25 protein-coding genes are annotated in these 21,826 nt (G+C 72.4%); 11 read left to right on the top strand and 14 right to left on the bottom strand.

Annotated features, from left to right (window positions below; translation table 11 throughout):
• The first annotated feature begins 6 nt into the window (after positions 1 to 6).
• The gene (locus tag NBT67_RS09215) at positions 7 to 990 is read left to right on the top strand and encodes a dienelactone hydrolase family protein (protein ID WP_251341425.1); all 984 of its coding nucleotides are present in this window, start codon (positions 7 to 9) and stop codon (positions 988 to 990) included.
• Between the two features lie 19 nt (positions 991 to 1,009).
• On the opposite strand, the gene NBT67_RS09210 is transcribed toward NBT67_RS09215, so the two are convergent.
• The gene (locus tag NBT67_RS09210) at positions 1,010 to 1,648 is read right to left on the bottom strand and encodes an alpha/beta hydrolase (protein ID WP_251341424.1); all 639 of its coding nucleotides are present in this window, start codon (positions 1,646 to 1,648) and stop codon (positions 1,010 to 1,012) included.
• A gap of 186 nt (positions 1,649 to 1,834) precedes the next feature.
• On the opposite strand from NBT67_RS09210, the gene NBT67_RS09205 reads away from it, so the two are divergent.
• Entirely contained in the window at positions 1,835 to 2,374 is a 540-nt protein-coding gene (locus NBT67_RS09205; protein WP_251341423.1) for a DUF1684 domain-containing protein, read from the top strand.
• Here the strand turns inward: NBT67_RS09205 and NBT67_RS09200 are convergent.
• From NBT67_RS09200 to NBT67_RS09170, 7 genes are all read right to left on the bottom strand, one after another.
• Positions 2,371 to 2,733: an Ig-like domain-containing protein gene (locus tag NBT67_RS09200; RefSeq protein ID WP_251341422.1), complete on the bottom strand. Its 363-nt coding sequence runs from the start codon at positions 2,731 to 2,733 to the stop codon at positions 2,371 to 2,373. The two genes, NBT67_RS09205 and NBT67_RS09200, sit on opposite strands and share 4 nt — an antisense overlap.
• A gap of 39 nt (positions 2,734 to 2,772) precedes the next feature.
• Positions 2,773 to 5,064: a PAS domain S-box protein gene (locus NBT67_RS09195; protein ID WP_251341421.1), complete on the bottom strand. Its 2,292-nt coding sequence runs from the start codon at positions 5,062 to 5,064 to the stop codon at positions 2,773 to 2,775.
• 69 nt (positions 5,065 to 5,133) lie between these two features.
• Entirely contained in the window at positions 5,134 to 6,771 is a 1,638-nt protein-coding gene (locus NBT67_RS09190; protein WP_251341420.1) for a potassium channel family protein, read from the bottom strand.
• Positions 6,772 to 6,845: 74 nt separating this feature from the next.
• Positions 6,846 to 7,148 carry an AzlD family protein gene (locus NBT67_RS09185; protein WP_251341419.1) on the bottom strand — a complete coding sequence of 101 codons (303 nt, stop codon included), beginning with the start codon at positions 7,146 to 7,148 and terminating at the stop codon, positions 6,846 to 6,848.
• Between the two features lie 82 nt (positions 7,149 to 7,230).
• Positions 7,231 to 7,968: an AzlC family ABC transporter permease gene (locus NBT67_RS09180; RefSeq protein ID WP_251341418.1), complete on the bottom strand. Its 738-nt coding sequence runs from the start codon at positions 7,966 to 7,968 to the stop codon at positions 7,231 to 7,233.
• A 66-nt stretch (positions 7,969 to 8,034) separates the two neighbouring features.
• Positions 8,035 to 8,403: a winged helix-turn-helix domain-containing protein gene (locus NBT67_RS09175; RefSeq protein WP_251341417.1), complete on the bottom strand. Its 369-nt coding sequence runs from the start codon at positions 8,401 to 8,403 to the stop codon at positions 8,035 to 8,037.
• Positions 8,404 to 8,469: 66 nt separating this feature from the next.
• Positions 8,470 to 9,132, bottom strand: coding sequence for an AIM24 family protein (locus tag NBT67_RS09170; RefSeq protein WP_251341416.1), 663 nt, complete (start codon positions 9,130 to 9,132; stop codon positions 8,470 to 8,472).
• Positions 9,133 to 9,236: 104 nt separating this feature from the next.
• Here NBT67_RS09170 and NBT67_RS09165 point away from each other — a divergent pair, with 104 nt between their 5' ends.
• Complete coding sequence (locus NBT67_RS09165; RefSeq protein ID WP_251341415.1) at positions 9,237 to 9,662, top strand: hypothetical protein; 426 nt, start codon at positions 9,237 to 9,239, stop codon at positions 9,660 to 9,662.
• A gap of 4 nt (positions 9,663 to 9,666) precedes the next feature.
• On the opposite strand, the gene NBT67_RS09160 is transcribed toward NBT67_RS09165, so the two are convergent.
• Complete coding sequence (locus NBT67_RS09160) at positions 9,667 to 10,728, bottom strand: isocitrate/isopropylmalate dehydrogenase family protein (RefSeq protein WP_251341414.1); 1,062 nt, start codon at positions 10,726 to 10,728, stop codon at positions 9,667 to 9,669.
• Positions 10,729 to 10,770: 42 nt separating this feature from the next.
• On the bottom strand, positions 10,771 to 11,931 hold the full coding sequence (locus tag NBT67_RS09155) for an MBL fold metallo-hydrolase (RefSeq protein ID WP_251341413.1): 1,161 nt from the start codon (positions 11,929 to 11,931) through the stop codon (positions 10,771 to 10,773).
• 72 nt (positions 11,932 to 12,003) lie between these two features.
• Between NBT67_RS09155 and NBT67_RS09150 the strand changes: the two genes are divergently transcribed.
• Together NBT67_RS09150 and NBT67_RS09145 are read left to right on the top strand one after the other, a co-directional pair.
• Positions 12,004 to 12,639 carry a hypothetical protein gene (locus NBT67_RS09150; RefSeq protein ID WP_251341412.1) on the top strand — a complete coding sequence of 212 codons (636 nt, stop codon included), beginning with the start codon at positions 12,004 to 12,006 and terminating at the stop codon, positions 12,637 to 12,639.
• Between the two features lie 116 nt (positions 12,640 to 12,755).
• Positions 12,756 to 13,859, top strand: a complete 1,104-nt coding sequence (locus NBT67_RS09145; protein ID WP_251341411.1) for an NADH dehydrogenase subunit — start codon at positions 12,756 to 12,758, stop codon at positions 13,857 to 13,859.
• On the opposite strand, the gene NBT67_RS09140 is transcribed toward NBT67_RS09145, so the two are convergent.
• From NBT67_RS09140 to NBT67_RS09130, 3 genes are all read right to left on the bottom strand, one after another.
• A complete protein-coding gene (locus NBT67_RS09140; protein ID WP_251341410.1) occupies positions 13,843 to 14,004 on the bottom strand; it encodes a DUF7331 family protein in 162 nt (53 codons plus the stop codon). The genes NBT67_RS09145 and NBT67_RS09140 overlap by 17 nt on opposite strands.
• 46 nt (positions 14,005 to 14,050) lie before the next feature.
• Positions 14,051 to 14,908 (bottom strand): aldo/keto reductase, encoded by an 858-nt coding sequence (locus NBT67_RS09135; protein ID WP_251341409.1) that lies wholly within the window; start codon positions 14,906 to 14,908, stop codon positions 14,051 to 14,053.
• 98 nt (positions 14,909 to 15,006) lie between these two features.
• Positions 15,007 to 15,294 (bottom strand): hypothetical protein, encoded by a 288-nt coding sequence (locus NBT67_RS09130; protein WP_251341408.1) that lies wholly within the window; start codon positions 15,292 to 15,294, stop codon positions 15,007 to 15,009.
• 110 nt (positions 15,295 to 15,404) lie between these two features.
• Between NBT67_RS09130 and NBT67_RS09125 the strand changes: the two genes are divergently transcribed.
• The 6 genes from NBT67_RS09125 (at position 15,405) to NBT67_RS09100 (ending at position 21,584) form a co-directional block, all read left to right on the top strand.
• Complete coding sequence (locus NBT67_RS09125) at positions 15,405 to 16,811, top strand: cryptochrome/photolyase family protein (RefSeq protein WP_251341407.1); 1,407 nt, start codon at positions 15,405 to 15,407, stop codon at positions 16,809 to 16,811.
• Positions 16,812 to 16,917: 106 nt separating this feature from the next.
• Positions 16,918 to 17,127, top strand: coding sequence for a DUF8149 family protein (locus NBT67_RS09120; protein WP_251341406.1), 210 nt, complete (start codon positions 16,918 to 16,920; stop codon positions 17,125 to 17,127).
• A 91-nt stretch (positions 17,128 to 17,218) separates the two neighbouring features.
• Complete coding sequence (locus tag NBT67_RS09115) at positions 17,219 to 17,815, top strand: halocyanin domain-containing protein (RefSeq protein WP_251341405.1); 597 nt, start codon at positions 17,219 to 17,221, stop codon at positions 17,813 to 17,815.
• 81 nt (positions 17,816 to 17,896) lie between these two features.
• Positions 17,897 to 18,529 carry a DsbA family oxidoreductase gene (locus NBT67_RS09110; RefSeq protein WP_251341404.1) on the top strand — a complete coding sequence of 211 codons (633 nt, stop codon included), beginning with the start codon at positions 17,897 to 17,899 and terminating at the stop codon, positions 18,527 to 18,529.
• A 41-nt stretch (positions 18,530 to 18,570) separates the two neighbouring features.
• On the top strand, positions 18,571 to 19,629 hold the full coding sequence (locus NBT67_RS09105; RefSeq protein WP_251341403.1) for a S1C family serine protease: 1,059 nt from the start codon (positions 18,571 to 18,573) through the stop codon (positions 19,627 to 19,629).
• A gap of 59 nt (positions 19,630 to 19,688) precedes the next feature.
• Positions 19,689 to 21,584 carry a hypothetical protein gene (locus NBT67_RS09100; protein ID WP_251341402.1) on the top strand — a complete coding sequence of 632 codons (1,896 nt, stop codon included), beginning with the start codon at positions 19,689 to 19,691 and terminating at the stop codon, positions 21,582 to 21,584.
• Here NBT67_RS09100 and NBT67_RS09095 read toward each other — a convergent pair whose 3' ends face one another.
• A complete protein-coding gene (locus NBT67_RS09095) occupies positions 21,585 to 21,785 on the bottom strand; it encodes a DUF8015 family protein (protein WP_251341401.1) in 201 nt (66 codons plus the stop codon).
• Between the last annotated feature and the right edge of the window lie 41 nt (positions 21,786 to 21,826).

Here is a 21,826-nt window from a genome sequence, read left to right as displayed (position 1 = left end):
CACGAGATGCCCAGTTCACGACTCGTTCCCGTCCTCGTCGCCGCGCTGGTGCTCCTGAGCGGCTGTTCGGGAGTCCTCTCGGGTGAGGACACGCCGACGGCGACCCCCACCGACCAGCCCGATCCCACGCCGACGCCCGTCCCCGAGCCGACGGCGACCGCCGAGGCGTCCTACACCCAGACGCCCCACACGGGCTGTCAGCCCGGTGCCATCGAGAAGAACGGCACCTGCCAGGCGGTCACGAGCGGCGGCAACGCCGACGTCTTCGACGCCGAGAACCTCTCGGCCATCACGAGCACCCGGACGACCATCGACGGCACGCCGGGCTACCTCGCCCGACCCGCCGACGACGGCACCTACCCCGCCGTCGTCGTGATCCACGAGTGGTGGGGGCTCAACGGGAACGTCGAGCACATGGCCGACGTCCTCGCCGGCCACGGCTACGTCGTCTTCGCGGTGGATCTCTACGGCGGCGAGGTGGCGACGAACGCCTCCCGGGCGGCCGAACTCTCCGGGCAGGTGCGCGAGAACCCCGACGTCGCCGTCTCGAAGATGAGCCGGGCCGTCTCGGGGCTTCGCGACCGCCCCGACACCACCGATCGGGTCGCCAGCCTCGGCTGGTGTTTCGGCGGCGGGCAGAGCCTCCAGTTGAGCCTGAGCGACGCCGATCTGAACGCGACGGTCATCTACTACGGCACGCTGACGACGAACGCGTCGACGCTGCGGCGCATCGACGGCCCCGTCCTCGGGATCTTCGGCTCCGAGGACCGGGTGGTCGGGATCGAGACCGTCCGCGAGTTCGACCGGACGCTGGGCGACCTGGGGGTCGAACGCGAGATCCACGTCTACGAGGGGGCGGGCCACGCCTTCGCCAACCCGAGCGGCGAGAGCTTCCGCCCGAACGACACGCGAGACGCGTGGAACAGGACGCTGCGCTTCCTCGACGAGAACCTGCGGGAAGACGAGTCCGCGGCGTCGCGGGAGCGGTAGGCTCCGCCGCGTCGCCGTCTCACTCCGCCACGAGCGCCGACAGCATCGACGTCACGCGGTCGCGCTCGTCGGCGTTGACGGTGTGGCCCATCCCCTCGTAGAGCCGCGTCGTCACGTCGCCGTCCAAGCGCTCGAAGACGGCGGCCGTCTCGTGGACGCGCTCCGCGGGGATGTGGGGGTCGACGTCGCTACAGCCGAGAAAGACCGGCGTCCCGTCGAGGTCGCCCGCGTAGTCCGCGGGGTCGATCCGCTCGCCGATGAGGCCGCCGCTGAGTGCCGCTAGCCCGCCGTACCGCCGGGGGTTGCGGGCGACGAACTCGCTGGCGAGGCAGGCCCCCTGCGAGAATCCCAGCAGGAGGACCCGCTCGGTCGGGACTCCCGCGTCGGCGGCCTCCTCGACGGCGGACGCGACGGCCGCCAGCCCCGACGAGCGTCCGGGCTCGTTCGACGCCACGGGCGCGGTGAACGGGTTCGGATACCAGGTGTTGCCGGCGGCCTGCGGGGCGAGGTAGGCGACGCCCTCGACGCCGAACGCCTCGCCCATCCCGAGGATGCTCCGTGCCGACGCCCCCCGGCCGTGGACGAGGACGGCGGCGGCCGTCGCCTCCGCCAGGGGCGTTCCGGCCGTCAGGAGCGGCTGGCTCCCGTGTGGCTCCATCGTCAGGTCGCCCCCGTGTCGATCGCGTCCGGTCGGTCTGGTAGTTCGCTCCGCATTGGCTCGCCGGACGTATGGTCGGCGCGGATATAGGCGTTCCCCGTCGCCGACGTCACCGGGTTGTGTCGGTGTCACCGGGACTGCGCCGCCGGTCGCCGGACTGAAACCCGTCCGGCCGGAACGGACCGTATGACCGACGACTACGCCGACCGCCTGCGCGAGAAGCGCGCCGAGAAGGACCGGGCGTTCGCGGAGGACCGGACGTCGCCCCTCCCGCCCGAGGAGCGCGACGACTTCGACGGCCTCGACTACTTCGACCCCGCCCCCGACTACCGCGTCGAGGCGACGGTGACGGTCCACGACGACCCCGAGCCAGTCGACATGGAGACGAGCGACGACCGCACCGTCCGCTACCTGCGGGTCGCCACCCTGACGTTCGACCTGGACGGCGACACCCACACCCTGCACGCCTACCGGCAGGAGAGCGCCGCCGGCGACGAGCTGTTCGTCCCCTTCCGGGACAAGACGACCGGTCAGCAGACGTACCGCGGTGGCCGCTACATGGAACTCGCCCCCGACCGGGACCTGACCGACGGCGATCGGGTGCCGCTCGATTTCAACCTGGCGTACACGCCGTTCTGTGCGTTCAGCGACGCCTTCTCCTGTCCGCTCCCGCCCGAGGAGAACTGGCTGGAGACGACGGTTCCCGCCGGCGAGCGGGCGCCCTAGGCCGCCAGCCCCCGGTTCAGCGCGACCGTCCCGTCGGCGGCGACGACGGCGTCGAGCTGGTTGAACGGCTCCGTGGCCCGGAACTCCCTGGCGATCCGGGCCTCGCCGTCGACGCGCACCGTCACCCGGTAGCGGCCGCGCCGCCACGGCGCCTCCCCCACTTCGGCAACGTCGCCGGCCGCCACGGTCACCGCGTTCGCCACGACGAGGCGGTCGTCGCGGGCGATCCAGACGGTCACGCGGTGGTCCGTGTCGTCCCGGTTGACGGCGAGGCTGGTGATCGGATCGCCCGGCCCGCCCGTACAGCCGGCGACCGGGAGCGCCCCGGCCAGCGCGGCGAGCAGTCGACGGCGTCTCACCGGCGTCGGTTCGCACCCGTCGCGGAAAAATCCCGCCCGTCACTCGGCGACAGGCAACTCGACGGTGAAGACGGTCCCCTTCGGGTCGTTGTCCGCGACCCGGATGTCGCCGTCGTACCGGTCGACGAGCGTCGCGACCAGATACAGCCCCAGTCCCGTCCCCTCGCTGTCGAGGTCCTTCTCCCCCTCCTCGAAGATGGCCCCCTTTCGCTCGTCGCGGATGCCGGGGCCGTTGTCGGCCACGCGGACGGTCACCGCGTCGTCGACGCTCGCGGAGACGGTCACCTCGGGCACCGGTTCGTCGTTGTGCTCGATGGCGTTGGTGAGCAGGTTCCGGAACACCGACCCCAGCATGTCGTCGGCGCGGACCTCGACGTCGGGAATCGCGCCGTCGGTCGTCAGGACCGCGTCCTGGTAGGCCGATCTGACCTCGCCGATCCGGTCGTTGAGGACGTATCTGAGCCCGACCGGCTTCGTCTCGGTGTCGGCCGTGAGCATCACCTCGGCAACGTCGCCGGCCGTCTCGGTGATCTCGACGGCGTCGCGGGCGCTCGTGACCACCCGCTCGACGTGGTCGTTTCGCTCGTCGTCGACGGCCTCTCGGAGCGACTCCGCGTACCCCAGGACGACCTGCAGGTCGTTGCGGATGTCGTGTCGGACCACCTGATTGAGGATTTCGAGGTTGTCGCGCTGGCGTTCCAGCCGGCGCTCGTACCGCCGGCGCTCGGTGGCGTCGCGGACGACACAGATGTACCGCCCGTCGGCCAGCGGACTCAGCGAGAGCTCCTGCGGGAACGAACTCCCGTCGGCCCGCACGCCCGTGGCCTCGCCGCGCCACTCCTCGCCGTCGGCGACCAGCGGCAACACGGTCGACTCGAACCGCTCGATCTCCTCCGCCTCGTAGTTCATCCGCCAGGTGTTGCCGAGGAAGACCTCGGGGTCGTCGTAGCCGTAGATGTCCGCGTGGGCCTGGTTGGCGTAGCGGTACTCGCCGTCCTCGGTGAGGATCGCCATCCCGTCCATCGACGCCTCCATCGCCTCCGCCCGGTCGATCACTTCCTTCGCCCGCCTGCGCTCGGTCATGTCGACGTAGAGCGCGTGCGTGCCGACGATGTCCCCGTTCGAGTCCCGCCGCGGCGTCGCCTGCAACAGCGTCTCCAGCCGAACGCCGTCGCGCGTGCGGAGCGTCCGTTCCGCGGTGACGAACTCGCCGGCGAGCGCCCGTTCGTACCCGCCGTCGGCGAGTTTCGCCGCCGCCTCCGCCGTGTACACGTCGGTCAGCGGCCGACCGCGGAGTTCCTCGCGCGAGTAGCCGAGTTTGGCGGCGAACCGCCGGTTGCAGTCCTCGACGATCGGGCCGCCGTCCGCGTCGTCCGTCAGCGCGACCATCACCGGCGCCTCCTCGAACAGTTCGCGGTACTGGGACTCGTACTGCTCCTGTATCCGGATCCGGTGGAACGCGTGTGCGATCGTCGCTCCCAGCTCCCGCAACAGGTCGTTCTCCGCCTCGTCGAACGCCCCCGTTCGGTCGGCGTAGACGTTCAACACGCCGTAGAGCCGATCCTCGTGGACGAGCGGCACGGCGGCGCTGGATCGGTACGTCCGCTCCACGGCGTCCGCCCGCCAGGGTTCGTACGTCGGCTCCGCCGGGATGTTCTGGACGGTTTCGAGCGTCCGCTCCCTGACGGCCGTCCCGGTCGGCCCCTGGCCGAGCGACCCCTCGTCGGCCGTGATCTCGATGGCTTCGAGATACCCCGCCTCGAAGCCCGCCGAGGCCCGCGGCACCACCCGCCCGTCGTCGCGGTCGTACTCGCCGACCCACGCGAAGGCGTAGGGCTCCGTGTCGACGATGGCCTCGCAGACGCCGCGGTCGATCTCCTCGGTCGTCCGCGCCCGGACGAGACGCGCCTGGATCGTCCGGACGAGGTCGGCGACGCGTGCCGCCCCCCGCTCCCGTCGCCCGCCCGCCGTCCCGTCGAGCGCGGCGGTCACGGCGTCGACGATCCCGTCGTCGGTCGCCTCCGACACGTAGTCGGTGGCGTCCGCCCCGACCGCCGCGCTCGCGAGCCGCTCGGAGCCCTCCGCGGGATGGAGGACGAAGGGGAGGCCGGGCTCGCGTTCCCGGAGCCGCGAGAGCAGGTCGAGGCCGTCGGCGTCGGGGAGCCGATACGCCGACACGACGCAGTCGACCGATCCCTCCGCGACCCGTTCGAGCGCTCCCTCGGCCGTCGTCGCCTCGCGGACCTCGGCCCCCTCGACGGCGTCCGCGAGACGATCGACGGCCGTTCGCTCGTCGCCGCCGACGTACAACACGCGCCCCCCGTTGGACATATCGGTCGAAGCGGGCCGTTCTCCATTGAATCTGTCGCTCGATGCGCCCAACGGGTCACGCCCAACGGGTCACCCACCGAACTCGCGTTCGAAGCGCGTGGTCGCCTCGTCGGTGCCGGCGATGATCACCTCGTCGTCGGGCGCGACGGTGAACGAGGCGGGGTCGACCTCCGTGATCGTCTCCCCGTCCCTGACGACGGCGACGACGGTACAGCCGGTCACCGCCCGCACGTCCGCCCCCGCGAGGGTCCGCCCCGCCAGGTCGCCGGCGGGGAGGCGGACGACGCTCACCTGCTTGTCGTAGGCCAGCACCTCCTCGTCCTCGAACACCGTCGAGGCCAGCATGCGCCCGCTGACCGTCGCGAGCGACTGGACGTAGTCGCCGCCCGCCCGGTAGAGCTTCTGGACGTCCGCCTCCTCGTTCGCCCGCACGACGATGTGAAGGTCCGGGTTCGACTCGCGGGCGATGAGCGTCGCGAAGATGGCGGTCGTGTCGTCGCCGACGGTGACGATCAGCGCCGCGGCGTCCTCGATCCCCGCCGCGGCGAGGACGTCCGGGTCGCGGGCGTCGCCGACGACGTCGACCGCCGGTTCGTCCTCGACGTCGAGGACGGTCAGGGCCGATCCGGACCCCGCGAGCGCCTCGGCCGCCGCCCGCCCGGAGTCGCCGTACCCCGCGAGGACGACCCGCCGGGGGCCGAACTCGCGGACGGTCGTCGCCGTCGCCTCCGCCAGCCGCGTCACCCGCTCCGGTTCGCCGGTGACGAGGAGTCGCGTGCCGGCCGCGAGGGTCGTCGACGGCGACACGGGCGTCTCGAAGTCGCCCTCGACCCACGCGCCGATCACGTTGACGCCGAAGCCCTCGCGCAATCGCACCTCGCCGAACGGCCGCCCGGCGAGGTCGCTCTCCGACGCGACCGTCAGTTCGACGAGTTCGAAGTCGTCGCCGATGGGGATGCCGTCGTCCACGTCGGTCGTGACGGGCGTGGGGGCGCGCTCGGCCAGGCTCCGGCCCAGCAACTGCCGGGGGGAGAGCACCTCGTCCGCGCCGGCCGCCCGGTGGTAGCGCGCGAGCGACGCGTCGTCGACGAGCGTGATCACGCGCACCTCGGGGGCCGTCTCCCGCGCCGAGAGGACGATGCTCGCGTTCGTGTCGTCGGCCGCGTCGGCGACGAGCGCCCGCGCCGCGTCGAGACGCGCGCCCTCGAGGGTCGCCGTCGCCTCCGGGTCGCCGTGGACGACCCGGTAGCCCGCCTCGTGGAGGTCGCCCGCCGTCTCCTCGTCGGCCTCGACCAGGACGTACGCCCGGTCGCGGGCGTCGAGTTCCGTGATGAACGCCTCGGTCCGGGGGGTGTGCTCGCAGACGACGACGTGATCCGACACCCCGGACACCGACTCGGGCGCGGTGGGCGCGAGCGTCCCGCGGAGCCACGGCACCGCGAACACGTCGACGGCGGTGAGGATGAGGCCGATCCCCGCCAGTTGCATCGTGATCGCGAGGAGGTTCATCTGTGGCGTCCGCCAGGGGGCGTCCTCGCCGTAGCCGGTCGTGGTGAAGCTCTGCACGACGACTTCGAGGGACCGATACAGGGGCTGGGGGCGCCCCTCCCACACCGCCATCCCGACGTTGTAGGTGACGGTGAAGAGGGCCGTCGTGACGACGACGAGCACGAGATAGTAGACGGTGCGCCGGCTTCGGATCGCCATGCCGGTGCCTACACCACACCCGTATTTAGGGGCACGGGACGGGGGTGATTCGGGCTCGGCGCCCCGACGCCGCCTCACGTCACGGTCCGGAGGAGGAGGACCGCCCCGACGCCGCCGAGCAGCGAGAGGAGGACGTTTCCGGTGCGCCACATCACGGCCACGACGACGGCGCCCGCGCCCCACTCCGGCGGGCCGGCGTCGACCAGTTCCGGCCCGACGATCGAGACGATGATCGCGCCGGGCAGCAGTTCCAGCCCCGTCTCGACCCGCTCCGGCACCTCGACGCGCCCGAGGACCCACAGCCCACCCGCCTTCGTCGCGTAGGTGACGGCGGCCATCCCCACCACCACCGCGACGACGACCGGATCGAGCGACAATCCCGTGACCGGAGCGAACGGGACGTCGGCGAGTCCGTGACCGAGCGGACGTAGTGAGTGAAGCTGTGGGCTCGCCAGGGGGTCACTCGCCAACGCGAGCCACCCCCACGAGACACCCGGCGACGCCGCCCAGGAGGATGTACCACCGGCCGGGGAGGTACCGCGCGGACAGGACGGCGACGACGAGGGCGGTCAGCCACGGCAGCAGGGTCGACCGCCCCTCCCAGAGGCCGACGGCGATGGCGAGGAAGACCGCCGTGAGGACGAAATCGAGGCCGTACCGCGCCGGATCGCCGATCAGGCCGCCGGCGACGGCGCCGACGACGGTGGCGAGCACCCAGGCCGCCCAGACGGCGAGGCCGCTGCCGAGGAGGTACGCGCCCTGCCGGCTCCCCGACGTGAGTTCCCCCATCGTGAGCGCCCAGTTCTCGTCCGCGATGAAGAAGACGCTCCCGTAGGCCTTCGCGGGCGAGAGGCCCTCGAACCACGGCCGGAGCGCCGCCCCCATCAGCACGTACCGGAGGTTGACGACGAGGGTCGTGCCGATGACCGCCACGACCGGGAGCGGCGTCTCCCAGAGTTCGATTGCGAGCAACTGCGCCGCGCCGGCGAGGACCGTCGCGCTCATGAGCGCCGCTTCGGCGACGCGCAGCCCGGCCCGCCGGGCCAGCATGCCGAAGACGATGCCGTACCCGGCGACGCCGAACGCGACCGGCACGCACTCGACGAACCCGTCGCGGACGCCCTCGGCCGAGAAGCGCACGGCGGACCCCTCCGACGCCGCCGGGGACCGCGGCGAGTCGGCGGCGTCGGCCGTCATCCGTTCTCCATCCCGTGGTTGATCGAACCCAGCATCCTCACGGCCGACTCGACGGTCGGCCCCGGCCTAAACCCTCGGAGAACGCGAGTTCTCCGCGTCGAGGAGCGCCCCGTCGGCGAGGAGGCTCCCCACGACGCGCTCCCCCCGCGCCGTCAGGGCGTAGGCCCCGTCGGCGGTCCGCACGAGGCGGTCCAACCGTCGGAGGTGGTAGTTGAACCGCCCCTTGTCCTCGACCCCTGCCGCCTCCCGGAGCGCCGTGTACGACATCGGTGCCGACCGGCCGTGGAGGACGGCGAGGATCGACGCCCGCGTCGGATCCGAGAGCACCTCGAACACGTCGGTGGCGTCCGTCAGCGCCGACGGGTCGAGCGCGTCGTCGGCAGGGGGGCGGTCGTCCGGCGATCCGTCGCCGTACAGCCAGGTCGGAATGGCCATCGTCGGCCGAGCGTACGCCCCGCCGCGTGATATACCACGGGGGCTCGACGACGGCGCGTGGCCGGACTAGGGGTGCTGGCCCCCCTCCTCGTAGGGCTGGACGACGACGAACCCCGTCGACCCGGTGAACTGCATCTGGATCCCCTCGCCCGAGGTCTGCCCGATCTCGAACGCCTTGTTCGTCGCGAACGACGGCGAGAGGTCGGTACTCCACGCGACGGTCGCGTCCGGATCGGTGACGACCGGCGGCGTCATCACCACCGGGTCGCCGTGCGTCGAGAGGGCGACCTGCCCGGGGCCGGTGAGGTAGACGTTCGTCAGGCCGCCGGCCGCCACCTCGGAGATGTCCCCGATGGTGTCGATCTCGTAGTCGACGTCCGACTCGAACGCGAGGACGTCGGTGCCGTTGACCGAAATCGACTCGTCGGCGTCGAGGTCGAGGATCCGGACCTTCTTGCCCTGGTCGGCGACGTAGAGGCGACCGCTCCCCTCCGCCTCCATGACCGGCGTCCCCTCGCTCGTGACGGCGTCCTTGACGAACCCCGTGAGGCCGCCCTCGGCGGAGGACTTGCCCGTGAAGGTCATCTCGCCGGTGTAGGCGATCATCGACCCGGCCTTGATCGTCACCGTCCCGTCGACCGGCACGCTCAGCAGGCGGTTGTTCTCCGTCCGGAACCCCTCGCCACCCTCCGTGGGGGCGTTGGAGCGCGTGAACTCGGATAGTTCCATGCGTCCGACACGTTCTCGGACGAGGCGTATAGTCCTCCTGATGGCTCGAATCGGCGTTCGGGGGGGCGCCCGTTTTAGGGATCCGGCCGCCCTATCGGACGACGATGCCCGCGCCCGCCGTCTACGATCACGTGTCACTCGCCGGCACCGCCCATCCGCCCGGGACCTACCGCGTCGTCGGCGTGACCGGGGGGACGGTGACCCTGCTCCGGGTCGCCGACGCCGACGGTCACCGCGTCCACGGCGGCGAGACGATCACCGTCGACCGCGACGCGTTCGACGCCTTCGACCCGGCCGCGAACCCGGACGGCGACCGCTCCCTCGGCTCGGTCGTCGAGGTTGGCTACTGGTCGCTCCGGGCGTTCGCTCGGGAACTGCGCGCTCATCCGCTGCCGACCGCCGCCGCCCTGTCGCTCGTCGCCGTCGGCGTCGTCGGCGACGCGCTGGGTCGGCTCCCCGACCCCGCGTTCGGCGCCCTGATCCTCGCCGGGAGTCTGGCGCTGGCGTACGTGGGCAGCGGGCGGCTGTGACGCCTCACTCGACCAGGCGCGCGGCCAGGTCGTCGACGACTTCGACCGTCGTCGCCGATCCCCCGATGTCGGCCGTCCGCGGGGCCGACGGGTCGGCCAACTGGTCGGCGACCGCGCCGTGGAGCGCTTCCGCGATAGCCTCCTCCCCGAGGTGGTCGAACAGGAGTTCGACCGACAGGACGGTCCCCAGCGGGTTGGCGATCCCCTCCCCCATGATGTCGAAGGCGCTGCCGTGGACGGGTTCGAACATCGAGGGGTAGGTGCCCTCGGGGTCGATGTTCGCCGACGGCGCGAGGCCGAGCGATCCGGAGATGCCGCCGCCGATGTCGGTGAGGATGTCGCCGAAGAGGTTGGAGGCGACCACCACGTCGAACTCGTCGGGGCGGCGGATCAGGTCCATGCTCGCGGCGTCGACCAGCAACCGTTCGACCGCCACGTCGGGGTACTCCTCGCTCACCTCCGCGACGACGTCGTCCCAGAACACCATCCCGTGGGCCTGCGCGTTCGACTTGGTGACGTTCGTCAGGTGGCCCGCGCGCTCGCTGGCCGCCTCGAAGGCCGGCCGGACGACCGCCTCGGTGGCCTCGCGGGTGAACACCGACGCCTGCACCGCCACCTCGTTCTCGAAGCCGCGGTGTTCGCGCCCGCCCACGTCCGCGTACTCCCCCTCGGTGTTCTGGCGGTAGACCACGAAGTCGATGTCGCCGCCCTCGTACCCCCGGAGCGGGCTGTCGACGCCCTCGAACAGGTAGGTGGGGCGCTTGCAGACGTGCTGGTCGAACCCCTTGGTGATGGGGAGACGGAGACCCCGTAGGGTGACGTGATCCGGGACCTCGGGGTGGCCGACGGCCCCCAGCAGGATGGCGTCGAAGGCCGCCAGCCGGTCGAGGGCGTCCTCGGGCATCATCGCGCCCGCCGACAGGTAGCGCTCGCTCCCCCAGTCGAACCACGTCGTCGCCACCTCGACGCCGCGGGTCGCCGCGGTGTCGACCAGCAGCGGTTCGACCGCCTCCACCACCTCGGTCCCGATGCCGTCGCCGGGAATGACCGCGATGTCGTAGGACATGGGCGTGGGTGACCGGGCGCGGTGATAAAGGGTGCGGGGCCGTCACCCGGCGGCGCAGTTGTTCGGCCCGAGTTCGAGTTCGAACGCCTCGTCGTCGTCGACGGCCTCCCGGCCGCGGTTGATGGCGACGATGCGTGCGGCGTTCGCCGGGTCCGCGCCGGCGCGCGTGGCGTGGTCGACGAACGCCGTCTCGTCCATCCCGAAGACGGCGAGGCGGTCGCGCAGGTCGCCGAGGCGGGCGACGGCCGGCCCCTCGTCGACGCCGGCGTCGACGTGGCCGGGCGCGACGAGGGTGTCGTCCGGGACCCGCGCGAGGCGGTCGGTGAGCGTCGCGTGCAGGTCCCGGGCCTGGGCCTCGGGGTCGGCGCCCTCCTGCAGGTCGGGGCGGGCGACGCCGGTGAGAAAGAGGCTGTCGCCGGTGAGGAGGACGCCCGCGTCCTCGACCCGGAACCCGGTCATTCCCGTCGTGTGTCCCGGGAGGGCGACGGCCTCGACGACCACCCCGCCGACGTCGAGGGCGTCGCCGTCGGCCACCGTCTCGAAGGCCGCGGCGTCGTCGACGCCGCGCTCCACCGCGCCCCGCGGCAGGACGGGCGTGGCCCCCGTCGCCGACGCGAGCGCCCGCACGCCGCTCACGTGGTCGGCGTGGAGGTGCGTGTCGACGGCGTAGGCCAGGTCGGCGCCGAGGGCGGCGGCGTCGCTCCGGTAGCGGTCGACGAACGCCCGCAGCGGGTCGACGACGGCCATCTCGCCGCCGGCGACGACGGCGTAGCCGAGACACCCGCTCGCGGGGCGGCGGTACTGGTAGACCGTCGCGTCGCCCTCCGCGACGGCCGTCCGGTCGTAGAGCCGCGCCCAGCCCTCCATCCCGCCGGCGAGGTTCTCGGCGTCGATGCCGGCCGCGACGAGCTGGTCGGCAACCTCGGCGCTCGCCTCGCCGTGCGGGCAGACGACCACCACCGGCTCCCGTATCCCGGCCGGCAGGAGGTCGGTCACGTCGCCGCTCACGCCCGCCGCCAGGAACTTCATGTAGGGCACGTGGACGCGGGTGAGCGACGGCGCCTCGATGCGCCAGCGTTCGACCTCCTCGCGGTTCCGCACGTCCAGCAGCGTCACCGGGTCGCCGGCGGCGAGGCGCCCCCGGAGCGCCGCCGGCGCGAGTTCCCCGGCGCCCGCCCCGCTCCCGTCGGTGTCGGCTGTCATCGCCCTCCCTACGCGCCCGACGGCGTTAAGCGTGGGGTCAGGGTAATGCCCCCCGCCGCCCTACGGCCGGGCATGGACGGCGACACGCTGGTCGACACCCTGACCGAGAACCGAGCGACCGAACTCGACCGACTGGGCTCCGAGAAGGCGCTGGTGGCGTCGACGGCGGCCCGACTGGACCGGGCGTCGGTGCTCGCGGCGGCGACGGCCGCCGAGCGTCGCGCCGCCGAGACGTTCGAGCGGTGGGCGGCCGACGAGTCCACCGACGCGGCGCGGGCGGCGTTCGAACGCGTCGCCGCCCGGGAGCGCGACCACGCCGAGCGGGTGGCGGAGCTACTGGACGACCCGGAGGCGGACCCCGACCCCGACCCCGACGACCTCCACGCCCACCTCCGGGACCTCGACTCCACCCCCGAGCGCGTCGCCGCGGGCCTGGTCGCCCGCCCCCTGGTGAGCGAGCGGTCGCTGTTGCAGGTGGTGAACTTCTTCGTCAACGAGGCCGACGAGGCGGCGGCCGACGTGGTCCGCGACCTGCGCGCCGAGACGCGCGCCCTCGTCGACGACGGGGCCGCCCTCCTCGACGACTGCTGTGGGGACGACGACTGGGACCGCGCGCTCGACGCCGCCGACCGGACCGTCGCCGTCGCCTACGCCGAGTACGAGGAGCGCCTGGAGGCGATGGGCGTCGACCCGAAGCCGGTCTGCTGACGCCGCCCGCTCGACCGCCGCGCTCGCGGCTCCGATCTCCTTCCACAACTGTCGAAGGGAAATAAGACGATAGTTTAATATAGATATTTGGTAACAGTATGCACGCCTCCGAACCGATGAGTCTCCCTCGCCTCGACGGGGCGACGACCCCCGAACTCGCCACGACGATCCGGAACGCCGGCGTCGCGGGAGCGGGCGGTAGCGGCTTCCCGACGTACGCGAAGTGGCGGCGACTGGACGACGCGGATCACCTCCTGGTCAACCACCAGGAGAGCGAACCGGTCTACTACATGGACAAGTGGCTCGGCCGCGAGCGGGCGGCCGAGTTCGCGACCCTGTTCGACGCGCTGCTGGAGTCGGCCTTCGAAACCGTCGTCGTCGCCCCCAAACTGACGGATCGGGACTGGCTTCGCCCGCTCGAAGCCGCGGCGGACGCGACGGTCTACCTGCCGGAGGACCTCCCGCTCGACGCCGACGCGGAGTCGGGCGTCGTCTTCGCGTACACCGGGGACCGGTACGAGTACGGCATGGAGAGCGTCCTCCTCCGGGTCGTCGACGGTACCGTCCTCGCGGGCGAGGACCTCCCCATGGATCACGGCTGGATCGTCCAGAACGTCGAGACGCTGGCGAACCTCCACCGGGCGCTCGATTCGGGGACGCCCGTGACCCGGAAGTACGTCCACGTCGCCGGCGACGTCCCCCGTCACCGCTTTCTCGACGTGCCCGTCGGCACCCCCGCGGGGCGACTGCTCGACGCCGCCGGCCTCCCGGTGGAGGCCGTCCCCGACGACCAGTTGCTCCTGGAGGGCGGTCCGGGCTGGTGTTTCCGGGTGGACGGCCCGCCCGAGACGCTCCGCGTCACGAAGCGCACGAACGGCGTCCTGGTCGTGGACCGGGAGACGGCCGCGGGACACACGCTGGGCGCGGACCGGATCGACGTCCTCGACGCGCGCGACTGGGCGGGCGATCACGAGTCGACGCCCTCGGGGCTCGACCCCGACACCGTCCACGTTCCGCTGGTCTCCAACCCCTCGCTCGGTCCCGTCTCCGCGGCCGACCCCATCGTCTCGCCCGGCGACCGGGTCGCCCGCGGCGAGATGATCGCCACGCCGGGCGACGGCATCAGCAACGCCCACCACGCCACGCTCGACGGCGTCGTCACGGCCGTCGACGAGGCCCACGTCACGATCCGAGCGGGCGCGGCTAGGGATCGAGCGTGACGACCGTGTCGGATCGGATCCACGCCCGGGCGTCCCGCCGGTCACAGACGACGCGCTCGTCGCCGTCGTCGTAGCCGGCGTACCGGTCGAGGTCGGGGGGGTCGGGCTCGCGAGCCGTCCGGACCGACCGGGGTCGGTTCTCCATCCCCCGTAGCTCGGCCCACCGCCACCTTCAGTCACGTGGTTTCCGGTCAGCCCGACAGCCGCGAGCGGGCGGCCGCCGCGAGCGCCCGCAGTTTCGACGGCCGCCGGATCCGCTCCATCTCCGCCTCCGTCAGTTCGAAGTCGAACACGTCGAGGTTCGCCCGGAGGTGGTCGCGGCCCGTCGCCTTCGGAATCGCCCGGACGCCCTCGTGCTGGACGACCCACCGGATCGCCACCTGTGCCGCGGTCTTGCCGTACGTCCGGCCGACCGCCGCGAGCACCTCGTCGTCGAGGACGCCCCCGTGACACAGGGGGCTGTAGGCGGTCAGGAGGACGTCGTGCCGGCGACAGTACGACAGGAGGTTCCGCCGCTCCAGATAGGGGTTGAACCCCACCTGGTTCGCGAAGATGGGCACGTCCGAGAGCGACCGCGCCTCGTCGAGGCCGCGGACTCCGACGTTCGAGACGCCGATCCGGCGGACCCGGCCGTCGGCGACCAGGTCGGCCATCGCCGCGAGCGTCTCCGAAAGTGGGGTGGCGCCGGGCAGGCGAACCGGCGAGAACGGCGGTCTGCCGTTCGGCCAGTGGATCAGGAGGAGGTCGAGGTAGTCGGTGTCGAGTCGGTCGAGGCTCCGGTCGACCGAGCGGTGGACGGCCTCGCGGCTCCGGTTGCCCCCGTCGAGTTTCGTCGTCAGGAAGACGTCCTCGCGGTCGACCGAACTCCCCTCGATCGCGGTGCCGACCTGTCGTTCGTTGTCGTACGCCTGCGCGGTGTCGACGTGTCGGTACCCCAGTTCGAGCGCCGTCTCCACGGCCCGACGGCAGTCGTCGCCGCGCAGGCGCCACGTGCCGAGTCCGACCGCGGGCACGTCGACGTCGCCGACGGTCACGGCTTCGCGCGTCATACCGTCACGCGGGGCTGCGGGGGCCTAATACTGCCGGCCGTGAGTCGGTGCCGTCGACCGCCGCTCGGGCGACCGGCCGGAACGGGTCCGCCCGCCGATCACTCCGCGTCGGTCGGCGCGTAGACACGGACCGCCTCGCCGGTGATCGTCACGGGGTGGTCGTAGAGCACGAGCGTGGTCCGGATCGGCGTCGGGTGGGGTCCCCGGTGGAGGTCCCGGAGGGCGTCCACGTCGACCATCTCGTGGAAGGGGACGTCTCGCTCCATCACGTCGATGCCGGCCCGCCGGAACGCCCTCGCGATGGCCATCTCGAGCGTTTCGTCTCCCTCGCGTTCGTACGTCGCGAGCACGTCTCTCTCGGCGAGGTTCGGCGACTGACTGCGCACTAGCGGGGTCTCCGTTGTCGGATGACGTGTCCGTGAACGTATGAAAGTCTCGATTCGTCACCCGGCTCGACGGATCGAGCATTTATGCCGACCCGTTCCCACCGCCCCGTATGCGCCTCCACTGGCACCGGACGGACCTCCGCCCCTCGGACAACCTGGCCCTGGTGACGGGCGACGACGATCCCATCCTTCCGGTGTACGTGTTCGACCCGCGGATCCTGACTCACGCCGCGCCGCCCCGGGTGGCCTTCGTCCGCGACAGCCTCGCCGCCCTCCGGGAGTGGTACCGCGCCCGCGAGAGCGACCTGGTGGTGGTCCGCGGCGAGGCGCCGGCCGAACTCGCCCGTCTCGCCGACGAGCACGGCGCCGACGCGGCGTCGTGGGCGCAGGCCTACTCCGGGCTCGGCCGCCGGCGCGACGACCGGGTCGCGGACCGCCTCGCCGACGCGGGGGTCGAGACCCGGGTCGTCCAGGACCACCTCCACCACGAACCCGGCTCCATCACCACCAACGACGGCGACCCCTACTCGGTCTACAGTTACTTCTGGAAGAAGTGGCGCGACCGGGAGAAGTCCCCCTCGGTGTCGGCGCCGGGCGCGGACCGCCTCGCCGACGTCGACGCCGAGACGCCCATCCCCACGCTCGCCGACCTGGGCTTCGACGACCCCGAGGCGACGGTTCCCCCGGGCGGGTACGAGGAAGCCCGCCACCGCCTCAACGACTTCTGTTCGGGGCCCATCTACCGGTACGAGGCGGCGCGGGACCGCCCGGCCGCGGACGCCACCTCGCGGCTCTCGCCGCACCTGACCCACGGCACCGTGGGCGTCCGGACGGTCCACGACCGGGTGGTGCGCGCCCGCGAGACGGCGCCCGACGAGGACGCCCGCGAGGCCGTCGAGACGTTCCGCGGCGAACTCGCCTGGCGGGAGTTCTACCACCACGTCCTCTACTTCGACCCCCAGGTGGTGACGGAGAACTACCGCGAGTACGAGAACCCCATCGAGTGGCGCGAGGACCCCGAGGCCCTGCGGGCGTGGACGGACGGCGAGACGGGCTACCCCATCGTCGACGCCGGGATGCGCCAGTTGCGCGCGGAGGCGTGGATGCACAACCGCGTGCGGATGATCGTCGCCTCCTTCCTGACGAAGGACCTCCTGATCGACTGGCGGGAGGGGTACGACTGGTTCCGGCGGAAGCTCGTCGACCACAACCCCGCGAACGACAACGGCGGCTGGCAGTGGGCCGCCTCCACGGGGACGGACGCCCAGCCCTACTTCCGCATCTTCAACCCCATGACGCAGGGGGAGCGCCACGACCCCGACGCCGAGTACATCCGGGAGTACGTCCCCGAACTCCGGGGCGTCGATCCGGAGCTGATCCACGACTGGCACGACCTGTCGCCGGCGCGGCGCCGGGAGGCGGCGCCCGACTACCCGGCACCGATCGTCGACCACGGCGAGCGACGGGAGCGGGCGCTCGCGATGTTCGAACGGGCGCGCGGCGAGGACGGGGACTGAGACGGTCCGCTGGCGCCGTTTCGACCCGTCGCCGGCGACGCCCCCGACGATCCGTAGCGCCGTCGTCCCCCGTCCTTTTCACTCCGGGGTGCGAGGGGACGCATCGATGACCGACGACGATCCGACGGTGCCGATCATCTGCTCGGCGTGTGAGACGACGACTCGGGTGTCGCTGTCGGCGGTGGCCGACGCGGTCGAGCGACACAACGAGAGCGTCCACGACGGCGAGGCGGTCGCGGAGGTCGACCCCGCCGTCGCCGACCGCCTCGCGGACCTCGTCGCCGACGACATGGGACTGCTCGACGACGAGGAGTGACGGCGGCCCCCGTTCCCAGCGTCCGGTAACCGACCCGAACCCGTTCGCCCGAACCCTCGCGTCCGACCGACGCGATGAACGACGCGGGACGATGTCCGAACCCGAACGGCTCACGCGTCGGTCGGTCGTACTGTCGACGAGCGCGCTCGCCCTCGGCGGCCTCACCGCCCTGGCCGGGTGTAGCGGCGGGAGCGGCGGTGGCGGTGGCGGTGGCAGTGGCGACGAGGGCGGCGGGAGCGGCGGTGGCGGTGGCGACGAGGGCGGCGGGAGCGACGACGGGAGCAGCGACGGCGGTGGCGGCACCGCCACCGACACCGCCGGGGCCGGCAGCGGCGACGCCCCCGCGGGTTTCGACGGCTGGTTCTCGAACGTCGGCAACTACGACGGGGTCGTCGACGAGACGGGGAGCGGCGAGGTGACCGTCGCCGTCGGCGCCCAGGGCAACGGCGGCGCCTACGCGTTCGACCCGCCGGCGATCCGGATCTCGACGGGGACGACGGTCGTCTGGGAGTGGACCGGGAAGGGCGCCCAGCACGACGTCGCCGCCGAAGGCGGCGCCTTCGAGAGCGACCGCTCCACCGAGGAGGGGTTCACCTTCGAACACACCTTCTCGTCGGCTGGCACCTACCGGTACGTCTGTACGCCCCACCGGGCGCTGGGGATGAAGGGGGCCGTCGTCGTCGAGTGACGGCTCGGCCCCCTGCCGGGGTCGTGCGCCCACGCGTCACAGCCGGGTCGCACTCTTGTACCCGGCGCCGGTAGGGTGGCCATGAGCGACACGCAGGCCCGCGAGCGCATCACGGTCTACTCCGACTACGTCTGCCCGTTCTGTTACCTCGGCCGGCAGTCCCTCGCCCGGTATCAGGCCGAGCGCGAGGACCCCCTGGAGATCGACTGGCGACCCTTCGACCTCCGCGCGGGGAAGCGCGGCCCCGACGGCGATATCGACCACTCGGCCGACGACGGGAAAGACGAGGCGTACTACGAGCAGGCCCGGGAGAACGTCCGCCGCCTGAGCGAGAAATACGACGTCGACCTGGCCCAGGAGATCGCGACCGACGTGGACTCCCGGCCGGCACAGGCCGCCTCCTACCGCGTGCGGGAGGTCGAACCCTACGAGACGTGGCTGGCGTTCGACGAGGCGGTCTTCGAGGCGCTGTGGATCGACGGCCGGGACGTCGGCGACGCCGCGGTCCTCGCGGACTGCGCCGAGGCCGCGGGCCTCGATCCGGCGGTCGTCCGCGAGGCCCTCGACGACGAGTCGCTGTTCGCACGGGTCGACGACCTGTTCCGGACGGCCCAGCAGCGGGGCGTCACCGGGGTGCCGACGTTCGCGTACGACGGCCACGCGGCGCGGGGTGCGGTCCCGCCCGAGCAGTTGCGGCGGCTGGTCGAGGGGTGACGACCCAAACCTACTTTCCGCCGTGCCCCCCAGGGTCGGTGATGGTCGACTCGGACACGAGCAGACGGCGGTTCCTCCGGGCGGGCGGCCTCGCGCTGGCCGCGGGCGTCGCGGGCTGTGGGGCGTCGCCGCCGACGGCCGCGGACGACGCGTCGTCGGTCAGCCCGTACACTCGGGTCTACCGCGACGCCATCGACTCGGTCCTCCTGGTCCGGACGGACGCGGGGAGCGGCACGGGGTTCGTCTACGACCGGCGCCACGTCGTCACGAACGCCCACGTCGTCGGCGAGGCGTCGGCCGTGGATCTCCGGACGAGCGAGGGGCGGTGGCACGAGGGCGACGTCGTCGGCACGGACCCGAACAGCGACCTGGCGGTCGTCGCCGTCGACGACCTGCCCGAGGCGTCCTCGCCGCTCGACCTGGCCGAGGACCCCGCGGTCGTCGGGCAGGAGGTGGTCGCCATCGGCAACCCCTTCGACCTCGACGGCTCGGTCACGACCGGAATCGTCAGCGGCGTCGACCGCTCGATTCCGGCCCCGACCGGCTACAGCATCCCGGACGCCATCCAGACGGACGCGGCGGTCAACCCGGGCAACAGCGGCGGGCCGCTGGCGGCCCTCGACGGCCGGGTCGTCGCCGTCATCAACTCCGGCGGCGGCGAGGACATCGCCTTCGGCATCTCGGCGGCCCTCGCCCGGCGGGTGCTCCCCGCGCTGATCGAAACCGGCTCGTTCGAACACGCCTTCCTCGGCGTCGCGCTGACGCCAGTGACGCCGCGGCTCGCGGCGGCGAACGACCTCGACGAACCGCGGGGGTTGCTGGTCGTCGACGTGGCGCCGGGCGGCCCCGCCGCGGGTGCGCTCCGGTCCAGCGACCCGGAACTGATCGACGGCGAGGGCGTCCCCGTCGGCGGCGACGTGGTGCTGGCCATCGACGGGAGGGCCACGGACACGACGGAGGCGCTCGGGAGCCACCTCGCCCTCCGGACCCGTCCGGGCGATGCCGTCTCGCTGACGGTCCTCCGCGACGGGAGCGAGCGGACCGTCGAGGTGGAACTCGGCGCGCGCCCGACGCCGGGGTCGTCCGACTCCACGCGCTGATAATTGGGCCACACCACTCATAACCCGTCCCGTCCACGTGTCCGACCGAGGGTCCCCCCATGAGGAACGCAGTCGTCGTCGCCGCCGTACTGGTCGTCGCCGGAGTCGCGTCGCTCGGGCCGGTCGCCGCCCAGTCCCAGGCCGAGTCGCCGCCGTCGGTGACCGTCACCGTCGACGGGGCGCCGCTCGCCCTCGGCGAGGTCCATCACACGTCCGCCGACCCGTGGCTGAGCGTGTCGGCGACGGCCCCGGAGGGCGAGACGATCCGACTGGTGGAGATACGGGTGGACGGCGAGACGCGACACGTCTTCGAGCCGTCGACCCGGACCGTCGAGCGCAACCTCGTCCTCGACCTGCGAAACGGGGACCACCGGATCACGGTGGTCGCCAGGGCCGGCGACGTCACGACCTACTCCGCCACCGTCGTCCGCGACGACCGCGCGCCCTCGGTCACGTTCGCCCCGCCGCTCCGTGGCGGGCCGGTCGGCTACGACACCGAGACGCTCGACCGACTCGACGGCCGGACGCCGCTGTTCGTCGTCGACGAGACGCCGACGTCCACGGCCACGGACGCGGTGCCGGAACTGACAGTCGCCAACTCCACGCTGACCGTGGCGGGCACCATCGACGACCACTCGGCGATCCGGGCCGTCCGGATCGACCACGCCTACGAGTACGCCCCCGTCGGCGGGCGGTCCGCGGACGACGACGAGGAGTTCGCCTACGACCCCGTCGACACGGCGCCGATCCATCCCGCGCTGTCGATTCCGACCGACGGCGTCGACGACGACGCCGATCCCGAACGGCTCGACCGGCACCTCCTCCCCTCACCCGGCGACTCGTTCAACGAGACGGTGACGCTCGCGCTCGGGTCCAACTACCTCCGCGTCGCCGTCGAGGACGTCCTCGGGAACGTCGCCGTCTACCACGTCGTCGTCACCGTCGACGACGGGACGCCCCCGACGGTGAACGTGACCGACGTTCGCTACGTGTCGCCGACGCGGCTCCACGTCGAGGGCACGGTCAGCGATTCGGTCCAGGTCCACGACGTCTGGGTCGACGAGACGGTCCTGACGCTCGACGAGGTGGCGACCGACGTCGACATCGAGAGCCTCGACGGGAGGAACCTCTGTGCGGCGACCACCGAACTCGAGATCGACGACGAGGAGGAGCTCTGTTCGGTGTACGACGAGGCGACCGTCCAGGTCCGCGAGGACGAGAACGAACTCGTCGTCCGTCACCGCGTGGTGTACCGGCAGCCGACGGTGCCCGACGCCGACCGGAAGCGCGTCGGCTTCGACACGACGGTCTATCACCCGGCCGGCGCCGACAGCGTCACCGTCGGCGCGAACGACACCGCGCTCAACGAACGGCTCCGGACTTACGCGCTCTCGACGTTTCTCGCCCCGAACATCACCATCGGCGACCGCGGGACCGGCTACGTCGAGGGGCGGACCGTCTCGGTCACCGGCCGCATCGCTGGCGGACAGGTCGCCGGCGCGAGCGTCGAGACGCTGGACCCCGACACCGGGCGGATCGTCGACATCCGACCGGTCGACGTCGGGGCCGACGGGTCCTTCGGCACCCGACTCGAGGGCGCCCGCGACGAGACGCGCGTCAGGGTCCGGGTCCGCGACGCGAGCGGGGAGGAGTATCTGAACGAGACGACCGTGACCGCCCCCGCGGAGGACCCGGCGCCGACGGCGAGCGAGGCCGACCCGCGGCCGACGCCCCTCCCCGCCCCCGGCGACGGCGACGGCGACGCCGACGTGCCCGACGACGAGGCCCCGGCGGGCTTCCGGATCCCGATTCTGGGCGTCGTCGTCCCGATCCCCGACCCCCTGGGCGCCAGCGTCTCGGTGCCGGTGCCGGTCGTGGGGCCCTTCGACGTCCCGCTCGTTCCGGTGGGCGGCCTGGCCCTGCTCGCCGCCGTCGTCGCCGTTCGCCGCCGGTGATCAGTTCCGGGGGAAGCGAACCAGCCCGACGGCGAGCAGACACGTCGCGAACAGCGATCCGCCGGCGGCGGTCACCTGTAGCGGGAGCGCGGAGACGACGCCGACGGCGATGCCGCCGAAGAGCGCGACGCCCATCGCCGCGAGCAGGTAGTCGACGCCCCGAGGGACCACCGGCGTCGACCGAACTGTCGGATCGGCCATGCTGGTAATTACATCTAATTAGGTCCCGTTGTATCTTTCGT

This window comes from Haloplanus sp. GDY1 (assembly GCF_023703775.1).
Taxonomy (GTDB): domain Archaea; phylum Halobacteriota; class Halobacteria; order Halobacteriales; family Haloferacaceae; genus Haloplanus; species Haloplanus halophilus.
Note: the sequence above shows the minus strand (reverse complement) of the source record. Positions and strands in the feature narration are given on the sequence as shown.